At 67.3% G+C, this 20,946-nt stretch carries 18 protein-coding genes; 15 read left to right on the top strand and 3 right to left on the bottom strand.

What is annotated here, in order from left to right:
- Positions 1-12 precede the first annotated feature (12 nt).
- Both dapA and BLJ79_RS16360 read left to right on the top strand, forming a co-directional pair.
- Positions 13-930, top strand: coding sequence for a 4-hydroxy-tetrahydrodipicolinate synthase (dapA, locus tag BLJ79_RS16365; protein ID WP_071215838.1), 918 nt, complete (start codon positions 13-15; stop codon positions 928-930).
- Positions 931-945: 15 nt separating this feature from the next.
- The gene (locus tag BLJ79_RS16360; protein WP_071215837.1) at positions 946-2,652 is read left to right on the top strand and encodes a ribonuclease J; all 1,707 of its coding nucleotides are present in this window, start codon (positions 946-948) and stop codon (positions 2,650-2,652) included.
- Positions 2,653-2,876: 224 nt separating this feature from the next.
- Here the strand turns inward: BLJ79_RS16360 and BLJ79_RS16355 are convergent, their stop codons facing one another.
- Together BLJ79_RS16355 and BLJ79_RS16350 are read right to left on the bottom strand one after the other, a co-directional pair.
- Positions 2,877-4,193 (bottom strand): MFS transporter, encoded by a 1,317-nt coding sequence (locus tag BLJ79_RS16355; RefSeq protein WP_071215836.1) that lies wholly within the window; start codon positions 4,191-4,193, stop codon positions 2,877-2,879.
- A gap of 42 nt (positions 4,194-4,235) precedes the next feature.
- Entirely contained in the window at positions 4,236-5,459 is a 1,224-nt protein-coding gene (locus tag BLJ79_RS16350; protein WP_071215835.1) for an FAD-dependent monooxygenase, read from the bottom strand.
- 161 nt (positions 5,460-5,620) lie between these two features.
- Between BLJ79_RS16350 and BLJ79_RS16345 the strand changes: the two genes are divergently transcribed.
- The 13 genes from BLJ79_RS16345 to dapF all read left to right on the top strand — a co-directional run bounded on the left by BLJ79_RS16345 (position 5,621) and on the right by dapF (position 20,121).
- Positions 5,621-6,799: a PucR family transcriptional regulator gene (locus tag BLJ79_RS16345; RefSeq protein WP_071215834.1), complete on the top strand. Its 1,179-nt coding sequence runs from the start codon at positions 5,621-5,623 to the stop codon at positions 6,797-6,799.
- 980 nt (positions 6,800-7,779) lie between these two features.
- Positions 7,780-9,003 carry a YycP family beta-propeller protein gene (locus BLJ79_RS16340; protein WP_071215833.1) on the top strand — a complete coding sequence of 408 codons (1,224 nt, stop codon included), beginning with the start codon at positions 7,780-7,782 and terminating at the stop codon, positions 9,001-9,003.
- Between the two features lie 89 nt (positions 9,004-9,092).
- Positions 9,093-9,329 (top strand): hypothetical protein, encoded by a 237-nt coding sequence (locus BLJ79_RS16335; protein ID WP_071215832.1) that lies wholly within the window; start codon positions 9,093-9,095, stop codon positions 9,327-9,329.
- Positions 9,330-9,422: 93 nt separating this feature from the next.
- A complete protein-coding gene (locus BLJ79_RS16330; protein ID WP_071215831.1) occupies positions 9,423-12,293 on the top strand; it encodes an FtsK/SpoIIIE family DNA translocase in 2,871 nt (956 codons plus the stop codon).
- A 9-nt stretch (positions 12,294-12,302) separates the two neighbouring features.
- A complete protein-coding gene (pgsA, locus tag BLJ79_RS16325) occupies positions 12,303-12,911 on the top strand; it encodes a CDP-diacylglycerol--glycerol-3-phosphate 3-phosphatidyltransferase (protein ID WP_071215830.1) in 609 nt (202 codons plus the stop codon).
- A gap of 58 nt (positions 12,912-12,969) precedes the next feature.
- Positions 12,970-13,482, top strand: a complete 513-nt coding sequence (locus BLJ79_RS16320) for a CinA family protein (RefSeq protein ID WP_071215829.1) — start codon at positions 12,970-12,972, stop codon at positions 13,480-13,482.
- A gap of 207 nt (positions 13,483-13,689) precedes the next feature.
- Complete coding sequence (locus tag BLJ79_RS16315) at positions 13,690-14,115, top strand: helix-turn-helix domain-containing protein (protein ID WP_071215828.1); 426 nt, start codon at positions 13,690-13,692, stop codon at positions 14,113-14,115.
- Positions 14,116-14,256: 141 nt separating this feature from the next.
- Positions 14,257-14,481 (top strand): DUF3046 domain-containing protein, encoded by a 225-nt coding sequence (locus BLJ79_RS16310; RefSeq protein WP_071215827.1) that lies wholly within the window; start codon positions 14,257-14,259, stop codon positions 14,479-14,481.
- Between the two features lie 200 nt (positions 14,482-14,681).
- Positions 14,682-15,728, top strand: a complete 1,047-nt coding sequence (gene recA, locus BLJ79_RS16305) for a recombinase RecA (protein ID WP_071215826.1) — start codon at positions 14,682-14,684, stop codon at positions 15,726-15,728.
- Between the two features lie 4 nt (positions 15,729-15,732).
- Positions 15,733-16,605: a regulatory protein RecX gene (locus BLJ79_RS23950; RefSeq protein WP_353615487.1), complete on the top strand. Its 873-nt coding sequence runs from the start codon at positions 15,733-15,735 to the stop codon at positions 16,603-16,605.
- A gap of 55 nt (positions 16,606-16,660) precedes the next feature.
- The gene (miaB, locus tag BLJ79_RS16295) at positions 16,661-18,187 is read left to right on the top strand and encodes a tRNA (N6-isopentenyl adenosine(37)-C2)-methylthiotransferase MiaB (protein WP_071215825.1); all 1,527 of its coding nucleotides are present in this window, start codon (positions 16,661-16,663) and stop codon (positions 18,185-18,187) included.
- A 10-nt stretch (positions 18,188-18,197) separates the two neighbouring features.
- Positions 18,198-19,097 (top strand): tRNA (adenosine(37)-N6)-dimethylallyltransferase MiaA, encoded by a 900-nt coding sequence (gene miaA / locus BLJ79_RS16290; protein ID WP_071215824.1) that lies wholly within the window; start codon positions 18,198-18,200, stop codon positions 19,095-19,097.
- Positions 19,098-19,164: 67 nt separating this feature from the next.
- On the top strand, positions 19,165-20,121 hold the full coding sequence (gene dapF / locus BLJ79_RS16285) for a diaminopimelate epimerase (protein ID WP_071215823.1): 957 nt from the start codon (positions 19,165-19,167) through the stop codon (positions 20,119-20,121).
- A 21-nt stretch (positions 20,122-20,142) separates the two neighbouring features.
- Here dapF and BLJ79_RS16280 read toward each other — a convergent pair whose 3' ends face one another.
- On the bottom strand, positions 20,143-20,760 hold the full coding sequence (locus BLJ79_RS16280; RefSeq protein WP_071215822.1) for a class I SAM-dependent methyltransferase: 618 nt from the start codon (positions 20,758-20,760) through the stop codon (positions 20,143-20,145).
- Between the last annotated feature and the right edge of the window lie 186 nt (positions 20,761-20,946).

Here is a 20,946-nt window from a genome sequence, read left to right as displayed (position 1 = left end):
AACCTAGTAATCATGGCTGAAACTGCGTTGCATACCCCGGGCAAGAACTACACCTTCGGAACGGTGCTCACCGCCATGGTGACTCCCTTCAAGGACAACGGGGAGGTCGACTACGAGTCGGCAGCGAAGCTGGCCACCAAGCTTGTCGACGACGGCTGTGACGGACTGGTCGTCACCGGCACCACCGGGGAAACCTCCACGCTTCGCGACGAGGAAAACGTCGCCTTGTTCGCCGCCGTGGTCAAGGCGGTGGRGCACCGGGCCAAGGTCCTGGCCGGGTCCACCACCAATGACACCGCGCACTCGATCACGCTCTCGCTGGCAGCGAAGGACGCCGGGGTGCACGGCATCCTGGTGACCGCACCGTACTACAACAAGCCTTCCCAGGCCGGCGTCATCGCCCACGTCGAGGCCATCGTCGCGGCGACGCAGCTGCCGGTGATGCTCTATGACATCCCGGGACGCGCCGGCATCGCCATGGCACCGGAAACCATCATCACCCTGGCGAAGAACCCCTTGGTCGTGGCATTGAAGGACGCGAAGGCCGACTACCAGTCCACCACCACCGTCCTGGCGAACACCGACCTGGACGTGTACTCGGGCGACGACGGGCTGACGCTGCCGCTGATGGCCGCGGGCGCAGTCGGCGTCGTCTCGGTCACGGCCCACGTCGCCGCGGCCCAGTACCGCACCCTGGTTGACGCAATGCACGCCGGGGACCTGGCCACCGCACGCGCCGCGCACTTTGCGCTGGACCCGATCCAGCGTGCCGTGATGAGCCACGTCCAGGGCGCCGTCGCGGCAAAACAGATTCTTAACTGGCAGGGAGTCCTGCCCAACGCCGTGGTCCGGCTGCCGCTTGTGGCACCGTCGGAAACGGAACTCGAAACCATCCGCACCGATTTGCGCGAGGGCGGATGGGAGATCTAGAAAGGTAATTCATTCATGACCGATTCCACTTCAGTGGTCACCGATACGGTGCTCCACAACCTTCCGCCCAAGCTCAAGCCGGGCACCTTGCGCATCGTGCCGCTCGGTGGCCTGGGCGAGATCGGGCGGAACATGGCCGTCTTCGAAATCGACGGCAAACTGCTGATCGTCGACTGCGGACTGCTCTTCCCCGAGGAGCACCAGCCGGGCGTGGACGTCATCCTGCCCGATTTCAGCTACATCAAGGACCGCCTCGACGACGTGGTCGGCCTCGTGCTCACCCACGGGCACGAGGACCACATCGGTGCCGTGCCGTACCTGCTGCGCCTGCGCGGGGACATCCCGCTGATCGGCTCGCGCCTGACCCTCGCGCTGATCTCGGCCAAGCTGGAGGAGCACCGCATCAAGCCGGTGCTGCGCCAGGTGGTCGAGGGCGACGTGGAGACCTTCGGCCCGTTCGAGACCGAATTCATCGCCGTCAACCACTCGATCCCGGACGCGCTTGCCGTGTTCATCCGCACGGATGCAGGCAACGTGCTGCACACCGGCGACTTCAAGATGGACCAGCTGCCGCTGGACGGCCGCATCACCGACCTGCGCCACTTCGCCCGCCTGGCAGACGAGGGCGTTGACCTGTTCATGCCCGACTCCACCAACGCGGACGTCCCCGGCTTCACCACCGCCGAGAAGGAAATCGGCCCGGTGCTCGAGGCCCTCTTCGGCCGGGCGCGCAAGCGCATCATCGTCGCCTCGTTCTCCTCGCACATGCACCGCGTGCAGCAGGTCATCGACGCCGCCCAGGTGCACGGCCGCAAGGTCGCCTTCATCGGCCGCTCCATGGTGCGCAACATGACCATCGCCGAGAAGCTTGGCTACCTGCACATCCCTGCCGGGATCCTGGTGGACATGAAGAACGTGGACAAGCTGCCGGACAACAAGGTCGTGCTGATGTCCACCGGTTCGCAGGGCGAGCCGATGGCCGCGCTCTCGCGCATGGCCACCGGCGACCACCGCATCCAGGTGGGCCCGGGCGACACCGTCATCCTGGCCTCCTCGCTGATCCCGGGCAACGAAAACTCGGTGTTCCGCGTGATCAACGGCCTGATGCGCCTGGGTGCGGACGTGATCCACAAGGGCATGGCCAAGATCCACGTCTCGGGTCACGCCTCGGCCGGAGAGTTGCTGTACTGCTACAACATCCTGCAGCCGCTGAACGTGATGCCGGTGCACGGCGAGACCCGCCACCTGATCGCCAACGCCCGCCTGGCCGCCCAGTCCGGCGTGCCGGCGGAGAATGTCCTGCTCACCGAGGACGGCTCGGTCGTGGACCTGCGGGACGGCGTGGCCAAGCTCGTGGGCCAGGTCGATTGCGGATTCGTGTACGTGGACGGCTCCAAGGTCGGAACCATCACCGACGAGGACCTCAAGGACCGCGTCACGCTGGCCGAAGAGGGCTTCATCTCGATCATCTCGGTGATCAACCGCCAGACCGGCAAGCTGATCTCCGGCCCGGAGATCCACGCCCGCGGCGTGGCCGAGGACGACAAGGTCTTTGAAGAGATCAAGCCGAAGATCGCCGAAGCCATCGAGGACGCGGTGCGCAACAACCCGACGCACACCACGGCCCAGCTGCAGCAGATCGTCCGCCGGGTCATCGGCTCGTGGGTGTCGCGCAAGCTGCGCCGCAAGCCCATGATCGTCCCGGTCGTGCTCGAAGCCTAGGTTTCAGACACGTGTACCCCGCATCGGCCTTGCCGGTGCGGGGTACACGTGTCTTGGCGGGTCATCCCATGCTCCGAGGCGACCCGAACCGTTGGCCGCGTGACGTCGGGCGCCGTCGTGCGAGGCGGAAGACGGAAGTTCCGCCCGGCACGGCAGCCGCGGTCTCCGGGCCCGGCCGGGCCCGGACACCGGGCGGTTGCATCACTGCGGCGGACGCCTCGGTGTCAGGTTGCCGAGACGCCGACCTCGCCATTCCCAACGGGAACATCCCGCCGCGCCCGGGGGATCAGCAACACCGCGACCAGGCCCAGCGCCGCGGCCAGCAGGAACGAATAGAAGTTCCATTCGAAGCCCAAATTGGAATCCAGGATGAGCCCCACCATGAGGGGTGCCCCCACGGCACCGAGCCGTCCCACGCCGAGGGTGATGCCCACGGCGGTCCCTCGGGCCCAGGCCGGGAAATATTCCGCGGCGTAGCCGTTGACCAGGATCTGCGTGCCGATCGAGCCCAGCCCGGCCAGGGCCACGAAGGCATAGAGCAGCCACGCGGTTGGCTGCAGGCTCAGGCCCACCAGGGTGATAACCGCGGCGGCGAACGCCATCGTCACCGCGATCCGCGAGCCCAACTTGTCGGCCACGAACGCCGTGGCCACGCTGCCGACAACGGCACCCAGATTGAGCACGAGCAGGAAGCTGATCGCGGAACCCAGCGGATAGCCCGCCGAGCGCATGATCTGCGGCAGCCAGGTGTTCAGGCCGTACACCAGCAGCAGCCCGGCGAACGAAGCGATCGAGAAAAGTGCCAGTGGCCGCAGCCGGCCCTGGCCAACCAGGTAGCGCAGCACGGCGGTGCGCTGCGATCCTCCCGCCGGCGGGGTGGCCGCAGGGGCAAGTCCGTAGGTGCCGGCAAGGTGCTCCGCGCGCCGGGTTTCGCCGCGCCTGAGCAGGTAGGTCATGGATTCGGGCAGGTGCCTGGCGAGCACCGGCACCAGGATGAGGGCGGGCACGGCGCCGAAGGCGATCAACCACCTGAAGCCCAACGGCTCCAGGAACGCGAGGGCCAGGAGTGCCGCAATCACCCCGCCGACCGAGTAGCCGACGAACATCAAGGCGTTGTAGAGCTGTTTCCTCCCATTCGGCGCGTATTCGACGGTCAGGGCGATGGCGGTCGGCATGACGCCTCCCAGGCCGAGTCCGGCCAGCAGCCGGGACAGGCCGAATATTTCCGGGCTCGGGGCCACGGCGCTCACCAGGGTCAGGGCGCTGAACCAGATCGTGCTGGCCAGCATGACCCGGCGCCGGCCGAAGGCGTCCGAGAGCATGCCGACCAGCAGGGCGCCGACCAGCATGCCGAGGGTGGTGAGGCTGCCGATAATGCCCAGCTCGCTGGCTTCGAGTCCCCACGGCGCATACTCGAGGAGCACGGGGACGATGGCGCCGAAGACCATCAGGTCATAGCCATCCAGGACGATGACTGCGAAGCACAGGGCGACGACCAGCAGCGGTGAGCGCAAGCGGACGGCGGGCGGGGTTGGATTCATGGGGTTCCTTGGCGATGGGGGAGGGGCTGGTGCGGGGACGCGTTAGGCCGAGGCGGGCTGAAGGCTTCGGGCTGCCTGGTACTCGTGGATCCAGGCCAGGTGGCGTTCCCACGCGTCCGGCGCGGCAAGGCGGGCGTTCCTGGCGTCGGCGCGTGGGCCGTCGGGCAGGTGCAGGACGTCGCCGGTCGTGGCCGAGGCGATCTGGACCCTGCGGGTTCGATCGATCCGCACGTCCTGGTAGCGCTGGCGTGCGTTGTCCCAGCCGGAACCGTCTTCCAGGCCCTGGATCAGGCAATCGGCCAGGACGATGGCGTCTTCGATGGACTGGTTCGCGCCCTGCCCGTGGTGCGGAACCAGGGCATGGGCGGCGTCGCCCATCAGGGTCACCCGCCCGCGGCTCCATTGGTGCAGCGGCGGACGCTGGAACAGCGCCCAGCGGTCCCCGGTCGGTGCGGCGCCGATCATCTGCTGCACGGCCGGATGCCAGCCCTCGAATGCCTTGAGGTGGGCTCCTTCCTCGTCGGACGTGGCCCAGGCCGGGCCCTCCCACGGTCCGCCATGGCGGCGGACCAGCAGGTAGTTCTGCTCTCCGCTGCCGATCGGGTAGTGCAGCAGGTGGCCGCCGGGTCCCATCCAGAACTGGATGGCCTCCGGATCGGGAAGGTCCGCCAGGGCCTCGGGGGAGACGATCCCGCGCCATCCGGAGGAGCCGGAGAACTGGGCATCGTCGTATCCCACGACGTGGCGGCGCAACGTCGACCGGGCACCGTCCGCGCCGATGACCAGATCGGCCTCGACGATGTCGCCGTCGTTGAAATGCAGGCGCACGGCATCGGCGGTTTCCTCGATCCGCACGCATTCCTTGGACAGGTGCAGGCCCTGGCCGCCGAGGCGGTCCACCAGCAGCTTCTGCAGGTCCGCCCGGTGGATCCCGTAGTACGGCGCACCGCAGGCGGCCTGGTATTCCTCGCGCGAGGAGATCCGGCCGATCACCCGGCCGTCGCGGCCGTCGCGGAACACCAGCCCGTCCACGCTGGCGGATGCGGCGGCCAGGCCGGCCCCGATGCCGGTGCGCTCATCGAGGTAGCGGGTCGCGTTGGCCGAGAGCGCGACGGCCGCGCCGACCTCCCGAAGTTCGGACACCCGGTCGAAGACCAGCGGATCCAGGCCGCGGCGGCGCAATTCGATGGCAAGCGTCAGTCCGCTGATGCCGGCGCCGATGATGGCAATGCGGCGGCCGCGCGGCTGGTTGATGGTGGTGTGCATGGAAAACCCTTCCGGGGGAGTTGGTGCTGGTGCGTTCCCTCAACCCTAGGCAGCGGTGATCTGGAGCACAGCGGCGTGCGGTAGGACTTCCCGCACACCTTTTCCGACACCGTGTCGCAATGGATGCGAGGCGGGCGTCGGCGCCGACCTAGAATGGGCGGATGAATCGCATGCCCGAGCTCCACGACGCACTCCAGGACCTGTCCGAAGCCCTGGACCGGCGCCTGGTGCTGCTGGACCGCAGCATGCGGGTGGTCGCCTATTCAATCCACGAGTCCCCGGAGGACCGGCTGCGGCTCTCCCGCATCCTGGCCCACAGCGACGCGTGGGACATCCCCGCCACCGGGGGCAAGGACGGCGCCCTGCGGGAGGTGGACGGCGTCGGACCGGTGGTGATGCATCGGCTGCTGCGGGCCGACCGGCACATCGTCGGCCACCTGATGCTGGCCCCGCTGGATGGCGCGGATCCGGTGGGCGTCGTCGCCGGGGACCAGCTCGCCCGCATCGGCGGGCTCATGGAGGCACGCGACTCGAGCGCCAGGGCACGGCTGGCCCGCTCGGGTTCCCTGGCCGTGGACCTCGTTTCCGAGGATGGCGAACGGCGCCGGGAAGCGGCGGCCAAGCTGCTCGGCGAGGACATCCTCGGGGTCTCCGCGCACTACTGCGCGGTGGCGATCGGTCCCGGGAACCGGGAGTCCACGCCGGCGGCCCTCGGGCGGGTGGAACAGGCGGTCGCCGAGACGATCCGGTTCGTCAACGACACCTCGACGGCCAGCGTGATCGGCGGCGTGACCGACGAAGGCGGCGGCGTGCTGATTTTTCCCCGTCCCGTGGTTGCCCCTCGCCTGGCCCGAATTCTCACCCGTCCCCGGCTGGCCCCGGCACGGGCCGGCATCGGTCCGCTGGCACCCCTGGACGGCCTGCGTGATTCCTACCGGCGCGCGGGCTGGGCACTGCGCGCCGGCAGCCTGGCGCCGGCCGACCACCCCGTGGCGGTCCACTTCTCCGACACGGGAACCGACGGCATTCTGGCCGCCTTGCCGGTGGACGGCCTGGGGCCGCAGGATTTGCCGGCCCCGGTGCGGAACATCCTGCAGGACGGGAAGACCCGTTCCTGGGCGCCCACGCTGGAGACCTTCCTCGACAGCGCCGGGGACATCCAGCGCACCGCGCAGGTGCTCAAAGTGCACCGGTCCACCATCTACTACCGGCTGGATCGGCTCGGCGAAGTGGCGGGCGTTGACCTGCGGCTGGGCGCGGTGCAGCGCGATCTGCACGTGGGACTGCGGCTTGCCAGGCTGTCCGGGTTCCTGGACATACCCGCCGCATCGCGGTCGTGACGTTCGCGGATCCCGCCTCCGCAGCTCGTCCGCCGGGCCATCGGCGCGTGGGTGTCGCGCAAGCCGGGCCGCAGGGCCATGATCGTTCCGGTCGTGCTCGAAGCCTCAGCACTCCCATGCTGTTCGCGCGTCGTAGTGACGATGGCGCAGGATGCCTTGTCTCCGGCCCCGGGCGCATTTGAGGGCTTCGCTTCCCGATCGAGGGCCATTCCCGTTCCGCGGGCACCGCTTTCCGGCCACCGCAGCTGCGCCCGGACGTTCCGGGGCCGCGCCAGCCAAGGGCGGGGAACGAAGCCATTCCGGGGAAGGACGAAAGGGCACCCAGGCAACATGGGGGATGGTTTCGGCCCATTGGCTCGTGGTCCGACCGTACCTGGACGAGCCGTCGGCAGGCCTGCGGGTGGCACGCGACGGTGGTACACAGACGACAGCCGCCACACCGTCGGAAGGCTCGTCACCTGCGTTTCTCGGCGAATCCAGATCACATCCTGGGTTAGGGTGGGCGCATGGGCGCATCAGAAAGATCCCGCACGCYGTATCAGCCAGCCGAGCTGGGCCGCGGGTCCGCCGAAGTCACTTGTCGTGGCGGTGAATCCCTGGTTCCGATGCCAGCAAGCGCCGACCGGGCGCGCACCGCACTCCCGGAACTCGCCGTCCAGCTCGTTGCCGTATCGACGGACCCGGAGGGGACGCCTGTCGGCCGCAAGGCTGTCCGCTACCCGTGCATGCCCGCCCTGGGTCCCGCCGGCCAGGACACCCGCGCCCGCGATGTCTTGACGGCCGCACGTGCATCGCGGGTCACGAACGAATCTCATCGGCCCGTTGCAGAGCCCACGTCCCGGCATGAAGCCGCCAGTGCCTCTGCGGCCGGCCTGGGCAAGGCTCGTGTCGAATGGCTTGAAGACGCTGAAACAATTGGGCGTCCCTGAACGGGACCACCCTTCAACCACATGTCGGTGCCCCGAACGAAACGAGACCGGATGCTCGCCCGCAATACCACCTGGATGGTCCTCCCGCTGGTTCTGGGGCTGGGACTGGCCACGGCCGGGTGCGGCCAGCTTGGTGCCCAGCCGCTGAAGAAAAACGTTGTAGTTGGCAGCGAATTAAGCCTTGACGGCAGCATCGCCGCCATTTACCTCAGCCGTCAAGCCCGTGAATTCCGTGAGTCTGGACCCAACGGCTACCTCGTCCTGGTCGACGGGCAGGGTGAGATCAAGGCCCTGGAGACCTCGGGCATGGACAATGCCCAGACCGACTGGTCGGAACACGGGCTGGTGTTCGCCGACACCGCCAACGACTACCACCTGCAAGACGGGCTCCACACCACGCCCAGCGTCAAGACCGACTACCAGCAAGCCATGTCGGGCTCCGGCGCCGGAAGCTCGCTCGGACTCTACAACGACGGCTTCAACGAGACGGGATACACCGAGCAGGCCGTCGGAACCTCTCCGGACGGGGCCGTCCTCCACGACGTCGAGGGCTACTACCAAGTCACCGGGTTTTGCGACGGGACGCTCTTTGGGTTGGCGGAGCCATCCGGTGCGTACGCCAGGGAGGCCGGGCTATCCGGCCACGAATCGGTCGGAACCTACGCCTTTCGCAGCCTGATGCTCAGCAGGCTCAGCGGCACCCCCTCCGGTGCCGAGCGCGTCATCGGCATTCGCACGGTCGACGAAAGCTCACAGGATGCGACGGATGCGCCATGCGTCGAGGGGAGACTGCACCATTTGGCATCCACCTACGACGCCGGGGGAACCGCCACCCCGGTCATCCGCTCTTGGGACGTTGAAACAGCCACCTTCACGCAGCATGAGATTGTCCTTTCCCCGGAAGCGCAGGCCCTCGAGAACGGGGACTACGGTTTCGAAATGCATGGCTATTCCCGGGATTCGGTGCGGGAAAGCAACCTGGACTGGGTCGCTGTTGACGGGCGGGTGATGTCCACCAACCTTGAAACGGGCCGCACCAAGGTCCTCTTCGCCGTTGCCGCGGACGACTATGACGTCGCTTCGTCGCAACGTTCAGTCGAATTCACTCCCACTTCGCTTGCCGTTGTCACTTCGAGCCAAGACGGGAAGGCCGTTTCATTCGTCCAGTACGACAGGTACACGGGAGAGGAATTGCGCCGCTTCGATCTGCCGGATGTCGCCAAGGCGCTCAACACCGGACTGGTGCTCACGGACCTTGCGGTGCGCCCCGACTGACCGGTTGCCAATCACGGGAGCACACCGGGAACGCAATACGGTACCTGCGACCCATTGCTTGGAGTCCGAAGCCACCGAAGACCCGGGGCATGGACAGGATTTCGAACGAGTTTCTGCGCTTCACCCTCTCCGTGGCCGGGCTTGACCTGTTGCTGGGCCAATTCCTGCTTCCGGTCATCGCCTCGGAAACGGGCAGTCGGTTCCCCGAGGTCGGACACCTGGTGCTGCTGAGGGTGGTGATGCGCGGGCTGCTCACCGATGCCATCGCCATCCGCCAGGAGCCCGACGCCCCCATCGGCGCCCGGGCTGCTGCGGGACCCGCCTGAAAACCCGGCCTGTGACGATTCTCCACCGCCCCGGTTCCCCGTCGAACCGTGTAAATTCAGGGTTCGGACACCCGTGGGCGATACCCTAGAGCCATGGCCCCACGTACCTCCTCGCAAGGCGAGAAGAAAACGACCACGCGCAAACCGCGCGCGTCGAACTCTTCCGCCAAGACGACCAGAAACTCCAAGAGCACCCCCGCAGCGATCGAACACGACTTCCCGCTGCCGGTGCGCATGGTGCGTTCTGCCTGGATGGGCATCGCGCGGGTCACCGGCGGGGCCTTCCGCAAGATCGGCCGCGACGTGCACCCGGACTACGCTGTGCGCCGCGACGGCACCGGGCTCTTCCTGGTCATCATCGCCATCGTCATGGCCTCCGTGGAATGGTGGGGGCTGCGCGGGGTCGGCTGGTACGGCGGCTTCGTGCACGCCGTGGCCGGGGGGACCTTCGGGTTCATGGCCGCGCTGATGCCTCCGATCCTGCTCATCGGCGCCATCCGGCTCTTCCGCTGGCCCGAGGAACACCGCGCCAACAACCGCGTGGGCATCGGCCTGGCCCTCGGTTCGGTGGCCGGATCCGGGATCTCCCACGTGGTCGGCGGGCTTCCCCCCGTCTCCGCGCCCTTCGACGTCCTCTGGGGCGCCGGGGGAGTGCTCGGGGCGCTGGCCACCGTCCCGCTGGCCGGGCTGATATCGGCCCCCGGCGCGATGGCCGTGATGATCGCGCTGGCCCTGCTGAGCCTGATGATCCTCACCGCCACCCCCTTCCGGCACATCCCCGCACGCTTCCGCGAGGGCTACGAGAAGCTCATGGGCCAGAGTCCCGAGGCCGGCTCCGCCAAGGGCGTGGACCTGGGCGCCGAGGACCACGACCAGTCCTACCTCTACGAGGAACAGGCGGCGAAGAAGCCGCGCAAGAGGATGCGGCTCTTCGGCAAGGACCGCGACGAGGAGGCCATCGCCGCCGAGGACCTGTTGGGCAACACCGGCGAGGGCGCCTACGACACCGCGGTCATCACCGACAGCCACGGCGCAGCCGTGGACCCGGCCGACTTCTACGCCGACGAGGCCGACGCGGAACCGGCCATCCGCCCCGGGGTGCGCCGCCCCACCAAGGACGAGCGCGAACGCGCAGCCATCATGGAATCCGTGGGCCTGGGCACCGAGCCCGAGGCCGACACCCAGGCCATGAGCGCCATCGACCTGACCAGCTACGACAACGATGCCACCGGCGCCATGGACCAGGTCCCCTCGCGCCCCGCCGCGGCCCCGCTGCCGCCGATCCCGGCGCGTACCGAACAGCTCCAGCTCTCCGGGGACGTGACCTACACGCTGCCGGCCTCCGACTTCCTTCCCGCCGGCCCGCCGTCCAAGGAACGCTCCGAGGCCAACGACGCCGTGGTCGCGGCGCTGACCGACACCCTGGACCAGTTCAAGGTCGACGCGAAGGTCACCGGGTTCTCCCGCGGCCCGACGGTCACCCGCTACGAGATCGAACTGGCCCCCGGCACCAAGGTCGAGCGCGTCACCGCCCTGTCCAAGAACATCTCCTACGCCGTGGCCTCCTCGGACGTGCGCATCCTCTCCCCGATCCCCGGCAAGTCCGCGATCGGCATCGAGATCCCCAACGCCGACAAGGAAATCGTGGTGCTGGGCGATGTGCTGCGCAGCCACAACGCCCGCAAGACCGACCACCCGATGGTCATGGGCGTGGGCAAGGACGTCGAGGGCGGCTTCGTGGTGGCCAACCTCGCCAAGATGCCGCACCTGTTGGTGGCCGGCGCCACCGGCGCGGGCAAGTCCTCGTTCGTGAACTCGATGATCACCTCGATCCTGATGCGTGCCACCCCCGACGAGGTCCGCATGGTCATGGTCGACCCCAAGCGCGTGGAGCTCACCGCCTATGAGGGCGTCCCGCACCTGATCACCCCGATCATCACCAACCCGAAGAAGGCCGCCGAGGCCCTGCAGTGGGTGGTCAAGGAAATGGACACCCGCTACGACGATTTGGCGAACTTCGGGTACAAGCACATCGACGACTTCAACAAGGCCGTGCGCAACGGCAAGGCCGTCCCGCCCGAGGGCTCCAAGCGGATCATGAAGCCCTACCCGTACCTGTTGGTCATCGTCGATGAGCTCGCCGACTTGATGATGGTCGCCCCGCGCGACGTCGAGGACTCGATCGTGCGCATCACCCAGCTGGCCCGCGCCGCCGGCATCCACCTGGTGCTGGCCACCCAGCGCCCGTCCGTGGACGTGGTCACCGGCCTGATCAAGGCCAACGTGCCCTCGCGCATGGCCTTTGCCACCTCCTCGGTTACCGACTCCCGCGTGGTCCTTGACCAGCCGGGCGCCGAAAAGCTGCTGGGCCAGGGCGACGCGCTCTTCCTGCCCATGGGCACCTCCAAGCCCATGCGTGTGCAGGGCGCCTGGGTCACCGAATCCGAGATCCAATCCGTGGTCGAGCACGTCAAGGGGCAGCTGAAGGCCGAATACCGCCACGACGTGGCCCCCGAGGTGCAAAAGAAGCAGATCGACGACGACATCGGGGACGACCTGGAGCTGCTGCTGCAGGCCACCGAGCTGGTGGTCACCACGCAGTTCGGCTCCACCTCGATGCTGCAGCGCAAGCTGCGCGTGGGCTTCGCCAAGGCCGGCCGGCTCATGGACCTGCTCGAATCACGCGGCGTGGTCGGCCCCTCCGAGGGCTCCAAGGCCCGCGACGTGCTGGTCAAGCCCGACGACCTGCCCGAGGTGCTCGCCGCGATGCGCGGGGACGAGACCGGTGCCGGCGACGTGGTCCCGACCGCGACCGAGGCCGCGCTGGCCGATAACGCCAACGCCAACCACTACGGCACCGACCTGGTCGCCGAGGACCTCGACGGCTTCGAACAGGCGGTTGACTACCACGACGGTGCGGACGACGAGGGGTCGGAAGACGCCTGGAACCTTACCGGAAGGTAGCCTTGTTCCGTGACTGAATCCCCAGCGAACCCGACACCGGCCCACGTGCCGACCCTGAACATCGCCAACGTGCTCACCACCCTGCGCATCATCATGGTCCCGTTCTTCATCTGGGCCCTGGTGGCCGACGAGAAGGACTACGGACTCATGCGCTGGGTGGCCCTGGCGATCTTCGCCGTGGCCATGTACACCGACAAGCTGGACGGGGACCTGGCCCGCAGCCGCGGGCTGATCACCAACTTCGGCAAGATCGCCGACCCGATCGCCGACAAGCTGCTCACCGGCTCCGCGCTGGTGATGTTCTCCATCCTGGGGGAGCTGGCCTGGTGGATCACCATCGTGATCCTGGTGCGCGAATGGGGCATCACGGCTGTGCGCTTCGTGGTCATCCGCTACGGCGTGATGGCCGCCTCGCGCGGCGGCAAGCTCAAGACCGTGCTGCAGGCCGCGGCGATCCTGCTCTACCTGCTGCCCTGGGCCCACACCGTCGGCTGGCTGGGCGTGGTGGCGTTCATCGTGATGCTGCTGGCCCTGGCCGTCACCGTGGTCACCGGCCTGGACTACCTGTTCAAGGCCTGGCAGCTGCGTGCGGCCTCCGTCGGCGGCACCCGGAAGTAGGCACGCTTCATACCCCCCCACCGATTCACCGCTTCCACTTGGCGCAAAGGAGCTTGACATGACACCCCCACCGGACCCGCTGGAACTGCAAGCCCTGGCCGGCACCGTGGTTGCCGCGGCCAAGGCCAGTGGACTGACCCTGGCCACCGCCGAGTCGCTGACCGCCGGCATGATTGCCGCCACCCTCGCCGAGGTGCCCGGGGCCTCCGCCGCACTGACCGGCGGGATCGTCAGCTACTCCAGTGCGGTGAAGGCCAGCGTCCTGGGCGTGGAACCGAAGCTGCTCGAAGAAGCGGGCTCGGTGGACGGGGAGGTGGCCCGGCAAATGGCCCTGGGCGCACGCCGGGTATGCGGTTCGGACATGGCGGTCTCGGCCACCGGGGTCGCTGGTCCCGACGCCCACGACGGCAAGCCCGTGGGCACTGTGTTCCTGGGCTGGGCATCGGCAAGCGGCAGCGGTTTCACCGAGCACCACTTCACCGGGGACAGGGCGCAGATCCGCGTCCTGAGCACGGTCTGCGCGCTGGAACTGCTTTCTTCCCACCTTGCGCCCAGCGGCCACACAGCTTGATGGGGGATGGTTGCACTGATTAGTTTTGTGACTCGATTACGGAACGATTCACGGTTGTTGTGGAAAAACACCCGCAGCAATGGCTAAGGTGGGGGCGTGGGAACAAAAAACGACCCCCGGCAGTTGTAACCCATGACGGGCACAAAAAAGTGGCCCGCACCGATCGCCCCACAAGGCATTAGGACCGGAGAACAAAAGGCAATGCACATGGTCAAGCAACCAGTATCGGTAAACGGTGTGGTCCGTTGGCGTGATGTGGGCCTACAGAGCGAGGTCCGCCGAGACAAAGAGGAGCGCAAGATGGTAGTCCTTAGACACGAAATCGGTGACGTTCTTCGTGACGTTCGTCAGCGCCAGGGTCGCACCTTGCGCGAAGTCTCCCACAGCGCCCGCGTTTCCCTTGGATACCTTTCCGAGGTCGAGCGTGGACAAAAGGAAGCCTCATCCGAGCTTCTCTCCTCGATCTGTGGCGCCCTCGAGGTGCCGCTTTCACTGATGCTTCGCGAGGTCAGTGACCGCGTGGCCATCGCCGAAGGCATCACCATTCCGGATACGGTCCCCGTGGACCTGACCAGCGAGTTTGCTGGCGACTATCCGGTTGAACTCGGCAAGCGCCTGGCACCGAGCCACTAACCAACGACATCCGGATCCAGTGTTTCACCTGGCATCCGCAACATCGGCCCCCGCGCCGGTCTTCCAAGGCCAATTGGCCCGCGAAGCCGGGCGGGGGCTTTTTGCTTAAACCCCCCAGAAACCCGTGGCACAATTGCGAGGGTGCGATTGAGTGATTTCTGGCGTCTGATGGACGACGAGTTCGGTGCGGGCTATTCCCGCACATTGGCGACTTCCCTGGTGCTGGCCGAGGTCGGAGGCGTCACCGCCGCCGAGGCGCTGGGCAAGGGCGTCGCCCCCAAGAAGGTCTGGCAGGCCATGTGCAAGATGCAGGATGTGCCGCCCGAGCGCTGGCTGGGACGCGACATCGCCCCCAAGGAATCCTAGGGAAATTTCGCCACACGCACCGAATCCGTTCGAATATCTGTTCGGAAGAGTGTATTGTTCATAATGAAGATTCGTTCGGCGTCTGTCGTGGGTTATGCACAGTGCGAACGCCCGAAATCCAAAGTGTCGGCCCCGGGTCGTACGCTCAGGAACAGACATAGAGCAACGGTCCCGCGGGGCCCCAACAACCGAGGTGGACAATGGCCATTGGTAAAGATCGCGAGAAGGCACTCGAAGCCGCGCTCGCACAGATCGACAAGCAGTACGGCAAGGGCTCGGTCATGCGACTGGGCGACAAGACCGTAGCGCCCATTGCCGCCATCCCCACCGGGTCCGTGGCACTTGACATCGCGCTGGGCATTGGCGGGCTTCCGCGTGGCCGCGTGGTGGAGATCTACGGTCCGGAATCCTCCGGCAAGACCACCGTTGCCCTGCACGCGGTGGCCAGCGCCCAGCGACTGGGCGGCATCGCCGCCTTCATCGATGCCGAGCACGCACTGGATCCGGAATACGCGAAGAAGCTGGGCGTCGACACCGACGCTTTGCTGGTCTCGCAGCCGGACACCGGCGAGCAGGCACTCGAAATCATGGACATGCTCGTGGGCTCCGGCTCCGTCGACATCGTCGTGATCGACTCCGTGGCAGCACTGGTGCCGCGCGCCGAAATCGAAGGCGAAATGGGCGACAGCCACGTCGGCCTGCAGGCCCGCCTGATGAGCCAGGCGCTGCGCAAGATCACCGGACGCCTGTCCCAGACACAGACGACCGCGATCTTCATCAACCAGCTGCGCGAAAAGATCGGCGTGATGTTCGGCAGCCCGGAAACCACCACCGGTGGCAAGGCGCTGAAGTTCTACGCCTCGATCCGCATCGACGTACGCCGCATCGAAACCTTGAAGGAAGGCACCGTCCCGGTCGGCAACCGCACGCGCGCCAAGATCGTGAAGAACAAGATGGCCCCGCCGTTCAAGCAGGCCGAGTTCGACATCATCTACGGCCTGGGCATCTCCCGCGAAGGCAGCCTCATCGACATCGGCGTGGACCAGGGCTTCGTCAAGAAGTCCGGCGCCTGGTTCACCTACGACGGGGACCAGCTGGGCCAGGGCAAGGAAAACGCGCGGAAGTTCCTGCGCGACAACCCGGATCTCGCCAACGAACTCGAACGCCAGATCCTCGAGAAGCTCGGCATTGGCCAGGCACCCGAGGACAAGGGCGAGGATACGTTGCGCGTGGTCAAGGGGTCCTAACTCCGTGGGCACCACCAAAAACCATGGCGGTTCGTCCGGCTCCCGGAAGGGAGCCGAACGGCCGCTTTGGTCGTTGCCGGCAGACGGCAATTCCGACTGGGGAGACCCGACCCAGATTCCGGCCTGGGCGCACAGCGAAGCCGCCGCGGCGGCCCCGCCACCCGAACAGGTCCCCGGACCACCCGAACCCAAGCAAGCCTTCGGCGAACGGGCCGGATATGCCGGACGCAGCTCCTCGCGCACCTCGCCGCGCGGTGCCGGAGGCACGGGGTCGTGGGGCAGCGGCGGCCGCTCAGCCCGGGCCGGCGCCAAGCGCAGCACACCGAAGGTACCGCGGACCCGCGAGCGGACGCCACGGGAAGCCAAGGAGCCGGTCGAACTCACCGACGAGCAATATGCGTCCAAGGGACGCTCCATCCTGCTGCGCCAGCTCACCGCCTCGGCCAAGAGCCGCGCCCAGCTGAAGACCAAGCTCCTGGAAAAGGAGATCCCCGAGCACATCGCCGAGGAACTGCTGGAAAGGTTCGAGGAGATCGAGCTCGTCGACGACGAGGCCTTCGCCGAGGGCTGGGTCCGTTCCCGCGCCCGCAGCCGCGGCCTGGCACGCTCGGCGATCAAGCGCGAGCTGCGGGAAAAGGGCATCGAGGGCGAGTTGGCCGAAAGCGCCCTGGAACAGATCGACGACGAGACCGAGGAAGAAACCGCCCGCGACCTTGTGGAACGCAAGCTGCGGGCCCCCTCGATGGGGATGGACCGGGAGAAAAGCGTGCGCCGGCTCGTGGGTATGCTGGCCCGGAAGGGCTACTCGCCCTCCGTGGCCTTCCGCATCGTCAACGCCGCCTGGGACGAGCGCTTCGGGCCCGACGCGGAGCAATAGCACCGGGCTCCGACTTGTTCGGTCCCCGGCGGGGCCGATTGGGTACCCTTGAAGGGTGACTGCGAGCATTTCAATTTCCCATGAGCAAGAATCAGCCGTATCGACACGCACCTACGAGGTGCGGACCTACGGATGCCAGATGAATGTCCACGATTCCGAGCGGCTGGCGGGCCTGCTGGAGGCCAGCGGCCTGTCCCGGCAGGAAGCAGGCGACGAGATCGCCGATGTCGTGGTCTTCAATACCTGCGCGGTCCGGGAAAACGCCGACAACAAGCTCTACGGAAACCTCGGCATGCTCGCCCAGGTCAAGGAAAAGCGCCCCGAGATGCAAATTGCCGTTGGCGGCTGCCTGGCCCAGAAGGACCGCGAAACGATCCTGAAGAAGGCCCCCTGGGTCGACGTGGTCTTTGGAACCCACAACGTCGGCTCCCTGCCGGCCCTGCTGGAACGCGCCCGCCACAACAACGAAGCCCAGCTGGAAATCCTCGAATCCCTGGAGGTCTTCCCCTCCACGCTGCCCACCAAGCGCGACTCGGTGCACTCGGGCTGGGTGTCGATCTCCGTGGGCTGCAACAACACCTGCACCTTCTGCATCGTCCCGGCCCTGCGCGGCAAGGAACGAGACCGCCGCCCCGGGGAAATCCTGGCCGAAATCGAGGCGCTGGTCGCCGACGGCGTCATCGAGGTGACCCTGCTGGGCCAGAACGTCAACTCCTACGGCGTGGAATTCGGGGACCGCCTGGCCTTCGGCAAGCTGCTGCGCGCCTGCGGGCAGATCGAGGGCCTGGAACGCGTGCGCTTCACCAGCCCGCACCCCGCCGCCTTCACCGACGACGTCATCGAGGCCATGGCCGAAACCCCCAACGTCATGCCGCAGCTGCACATGCCGCTGCAGTCCGGTTCGGACAAAGTCCTCAAGGACATGCGACGCTCCTACCGCTCAAAGAAGTTCCTGGGCATCCTGGAGAAGGTGCGCGAATTGATCCCGCACGCCGCCATCACCACCGACATCATCGTGGGCTTCCCGGGGGAAACCGAGGAAGACTTCCAGGGAACCCTGGACGTGGTCGAGGCCTCGCGCTTCTCCAGCGCATTCACCTTCCAATACTCCAAGCGCCCCGGCACCCCCGCGGCCGAGCTGCCCGACCAGCTGCCCAAGGCCGTGGTGCAGGAACGCTACGAGCGACTCACGGCCCTGCAAGACCGGATCTGTGCCGAGGAAAACGCCAAGCAGGTCGGGCGCACCGTCGAGGTGCTGGTCACCGAGCACGCCGGGCGCAAGTCCACCGAAACCCACCGGCTCACCGGACGGTCCACCGACCAGCGCCTCGTGCACTTCTCCATCCCCGACGGCGGCCAGACCCCGCGCCCCGGGGACCTGGTCACCGTTCCGGTGACCGGATCGGCTGCCTTCCACCTGGTCTCCGACCCCGCCACCCTGGCCGAGTACTCGGTGCGCCGCTCCCGGGCGGGGGACGCCTGGGACCGCTCGCAGGCCGAATCCTGCGGCACCGGCACCACCGGGGCCAAGAACACCAACGGCGTCTCGCTGGGCATGCCCGCCCTGCCGGCACGCAAGTAGGCCGCCGACCATGACATTGCCGGTCATTGCCGTCCTGGGACCAACCGGAACGGGCAAGTCCGACCTGTCGATCGCCCTGGCCCAGGAACTGGGCGGGGAAATCGTCAATGCCGACGCCCTGCAGTTCTACCGCGGCATGGATATCGGCACGGCCAAGCTCCCCGAGGACGAACGCGGGGGCATCGCCCACCACCTGCTCGACATCATGGATGTGCGCCAGGAAGCCAGCGTGGCACGCTTCCAGGCCGAGGCCCGGGGGGTCTTCGCCCAGATCCGTGCCCGCGGCTCGGTGCCCATCCTGGTCGGCGGGTCCGGCCTGTATGTGCGCGCCGCCCTGGACGAGATCGATTTCCCGCCCACCGACCCGGTGGTGCGCCAACGCCTGGAAGCCGAGGCCGCGGCAAGCGGCATCGGCCCGCTGGCCGAGCGGCTGGCCGCCGTCGACCCGGAATCGGCCGCCCGGAACCTGGATGACCGCCGGCTGATCCGCGCCCTGGAAGTCCATGAAATCAGCGGCAAGCCCTTCAGCTCGTTCATGCCGCAACGGCAATACCACGCCCCGGCCATCCAGATCGGGCTCAACATCGACCGCTCGTTGCTGCATGCGCGGCTGGAAACCCGGGTGGCGAAGATGGTCGAGCAGGGCCTGCTCGACGAGGTCCGCCGGCTGGATTCCCAGGGGTTGCGGGAGGGCAAGACCGCCTCGCGGGCCATCGGCTACGCCCAGTTCCTTGCGGTGCTCGACGGAACGATGTCCCTGAAGGACGCTGCGGAAAAGACCGTCATCGCCACGCGCCAATTCGCCCGGCGCCAAGTCACCTGGTTCGGCGCCGACGACCGGGTCGCCTGGTTCGACCCGCTGGCCGACTCCCTGGTTCCCCGGGTCCTGGCCCGCATCCGCTCCTCCTGATCCGAGGCACGGACCCGGAAGCAACGAAAATAGGCGGCGGGGTTTTGCTGCACGTATTCTTGAAACCATGAGATCGACCGAACCCGCCACCAGCACCGGCCCCACCCTGCAAGACATGGTGGGCAGGCTTCCCTATGCCAAGGGACATGGCACCGGAAACGACTTCATCCTCGTTGCCGACCCGCTGGATGTGCACAGCATCGAGCCCGGGCAGGTTGCCCGGATGTGCGACAGGCACCGGGGGATCGGCGGGGACGGGCTGATCCGCGCGGTTCCGTCCAGCACCCTTGCCGAGGGCCGGACGATCCTTGAAACCAGCCCCGACGCCTATTGGTTCATGGACTACCGCAACGCCGACGGGTCGCTGTCGGAAATGTGCGGCAACGGGGTGCGGGTGTTCGTGCACTTCCTGGTCTGCGAAAACCTCGTGGAGATGCCGGTGGGCGCGACGCTTCCCATTGGCACGCGCGGGGGCCTGAAGATCGTCACCCGCCTGGAAGACGGCTACGCCGTGGACATGGGCGCCTGGGAGTTCATCCATGCGCAGGCGGCAGCGACCAACGGCTTGGATTCCCGCGTGGAAACCACCGGGCTGGCCAAGGTCCGCGGGGCCTTGAGCGTGTCCATGGGCAACCCCCACACGGTCGTGGCGATCGCCGACACCGGCGAGCTGGAGGGCATCGAACTGACCTCGACCCCTGCGGTCGAGCCGCTGCCACCGCACGGAACGAACGTCGAATACGTGCTGGCCGCCGACCCGCTGGTGAGCGGGGGCCGCGGCTCGGTGCGGATGCGCGTGCACGAACGCGGGGTCGGAGAGACGCTCTCCTGCGGCACCGGCGCCTGCGCGGCGGCCATCGCCACCCGGCACTGGGCCCAGGCCCACGACATCCGGCAGTGGTCGGTCCAGGTTCCCGGAGGGGAACTGGGCGTCGGCTTCGTCGACGGCCCCGACGGGCTCGAGCACGTCGTGCTCAGCGGCCCCGCGGTCCTGGTGTCCCGGGGAGAGATCTCGGCCAGCTAGGGCCGTTGCCCCGCCGGAATCCTAGGATTCCTCGGGACGTACGACCTTCAGGATCCTAAATGCCTTGTCCGTCGAGACCCGGTCGATGCTCCAGCCTTCGGGCAGGACCGTGCCCAGCCATTTCTGCAGCGAGTCCGCGCCCAGGTTCTTTTGCACCACCAGCCAGGCTTCGCCACCCGGGGACAAGCGCGGCAGCCACAGCAGCAGCAGCTCGTGCAGCGCCTCCTTGCCGATCCGGATCGGCGGGTTGGACCAGATGGTGTTGTAGGTCCGGGCCGGGTCGACGTCATCCGGAAGGGCCACCACCACGTTCTTCAGGCCCAGCGCTGCGGCGTTGTCGCGGGTCAGGGCGAGGCTTCGCTCATTGACGTCGACCGCGTGGATGGTTGCCTCCGGCGAGGCCAAGGCCATGGAGAGCGCGATCGGTCCCCAGCCGCAGCCGATGTCCAGGAGGTTTCCCTCGGCCGACGGTGCCGGAACTCCGCGCAAAAGCACCGCGGTTCCCTTGTCGATCCGGTCGGGGCTGAACACGCCGCCGGAAGACTGCAGCTTGCGCGTGGCACCGCCCAATTCGACGCTGATTGTGCGCCGCTTCTCTGGAGTGGAAGGCTGGGCGCTGAAATAGTGTTCCGGGCTCATGTTTGCAGGTTAACCGGCCACGGGTGACAAACCCAAACCCAAGGCACCAAACGCGTCCCGGAATGGGTGTGAGATGCCTCAAGGTGCATCCGGCCACAAAGTGATAGAGTTTTCCCTATGACTTACTTGTAAGACGCGACCGAACACAATTCAGTCCCCGCATCCTTCCCCGGGCCCAGGCTCGAT

Source organism: Arthrobacter sp. UCD-GKA (genome assembly GCF_001863355.1).
Taxonomy (GTDB): domain Bacteria; phylum Actinomycetota; class Actinomycetes; order Actinomycetales; family Micrococcaceae; genus Paeniglutamicibacter.
The sequence above is the reverse complement of the archived record's forward strand: the minus strand, read 5'-3'. Positions and strand labels throughout refer to the sequence as shown.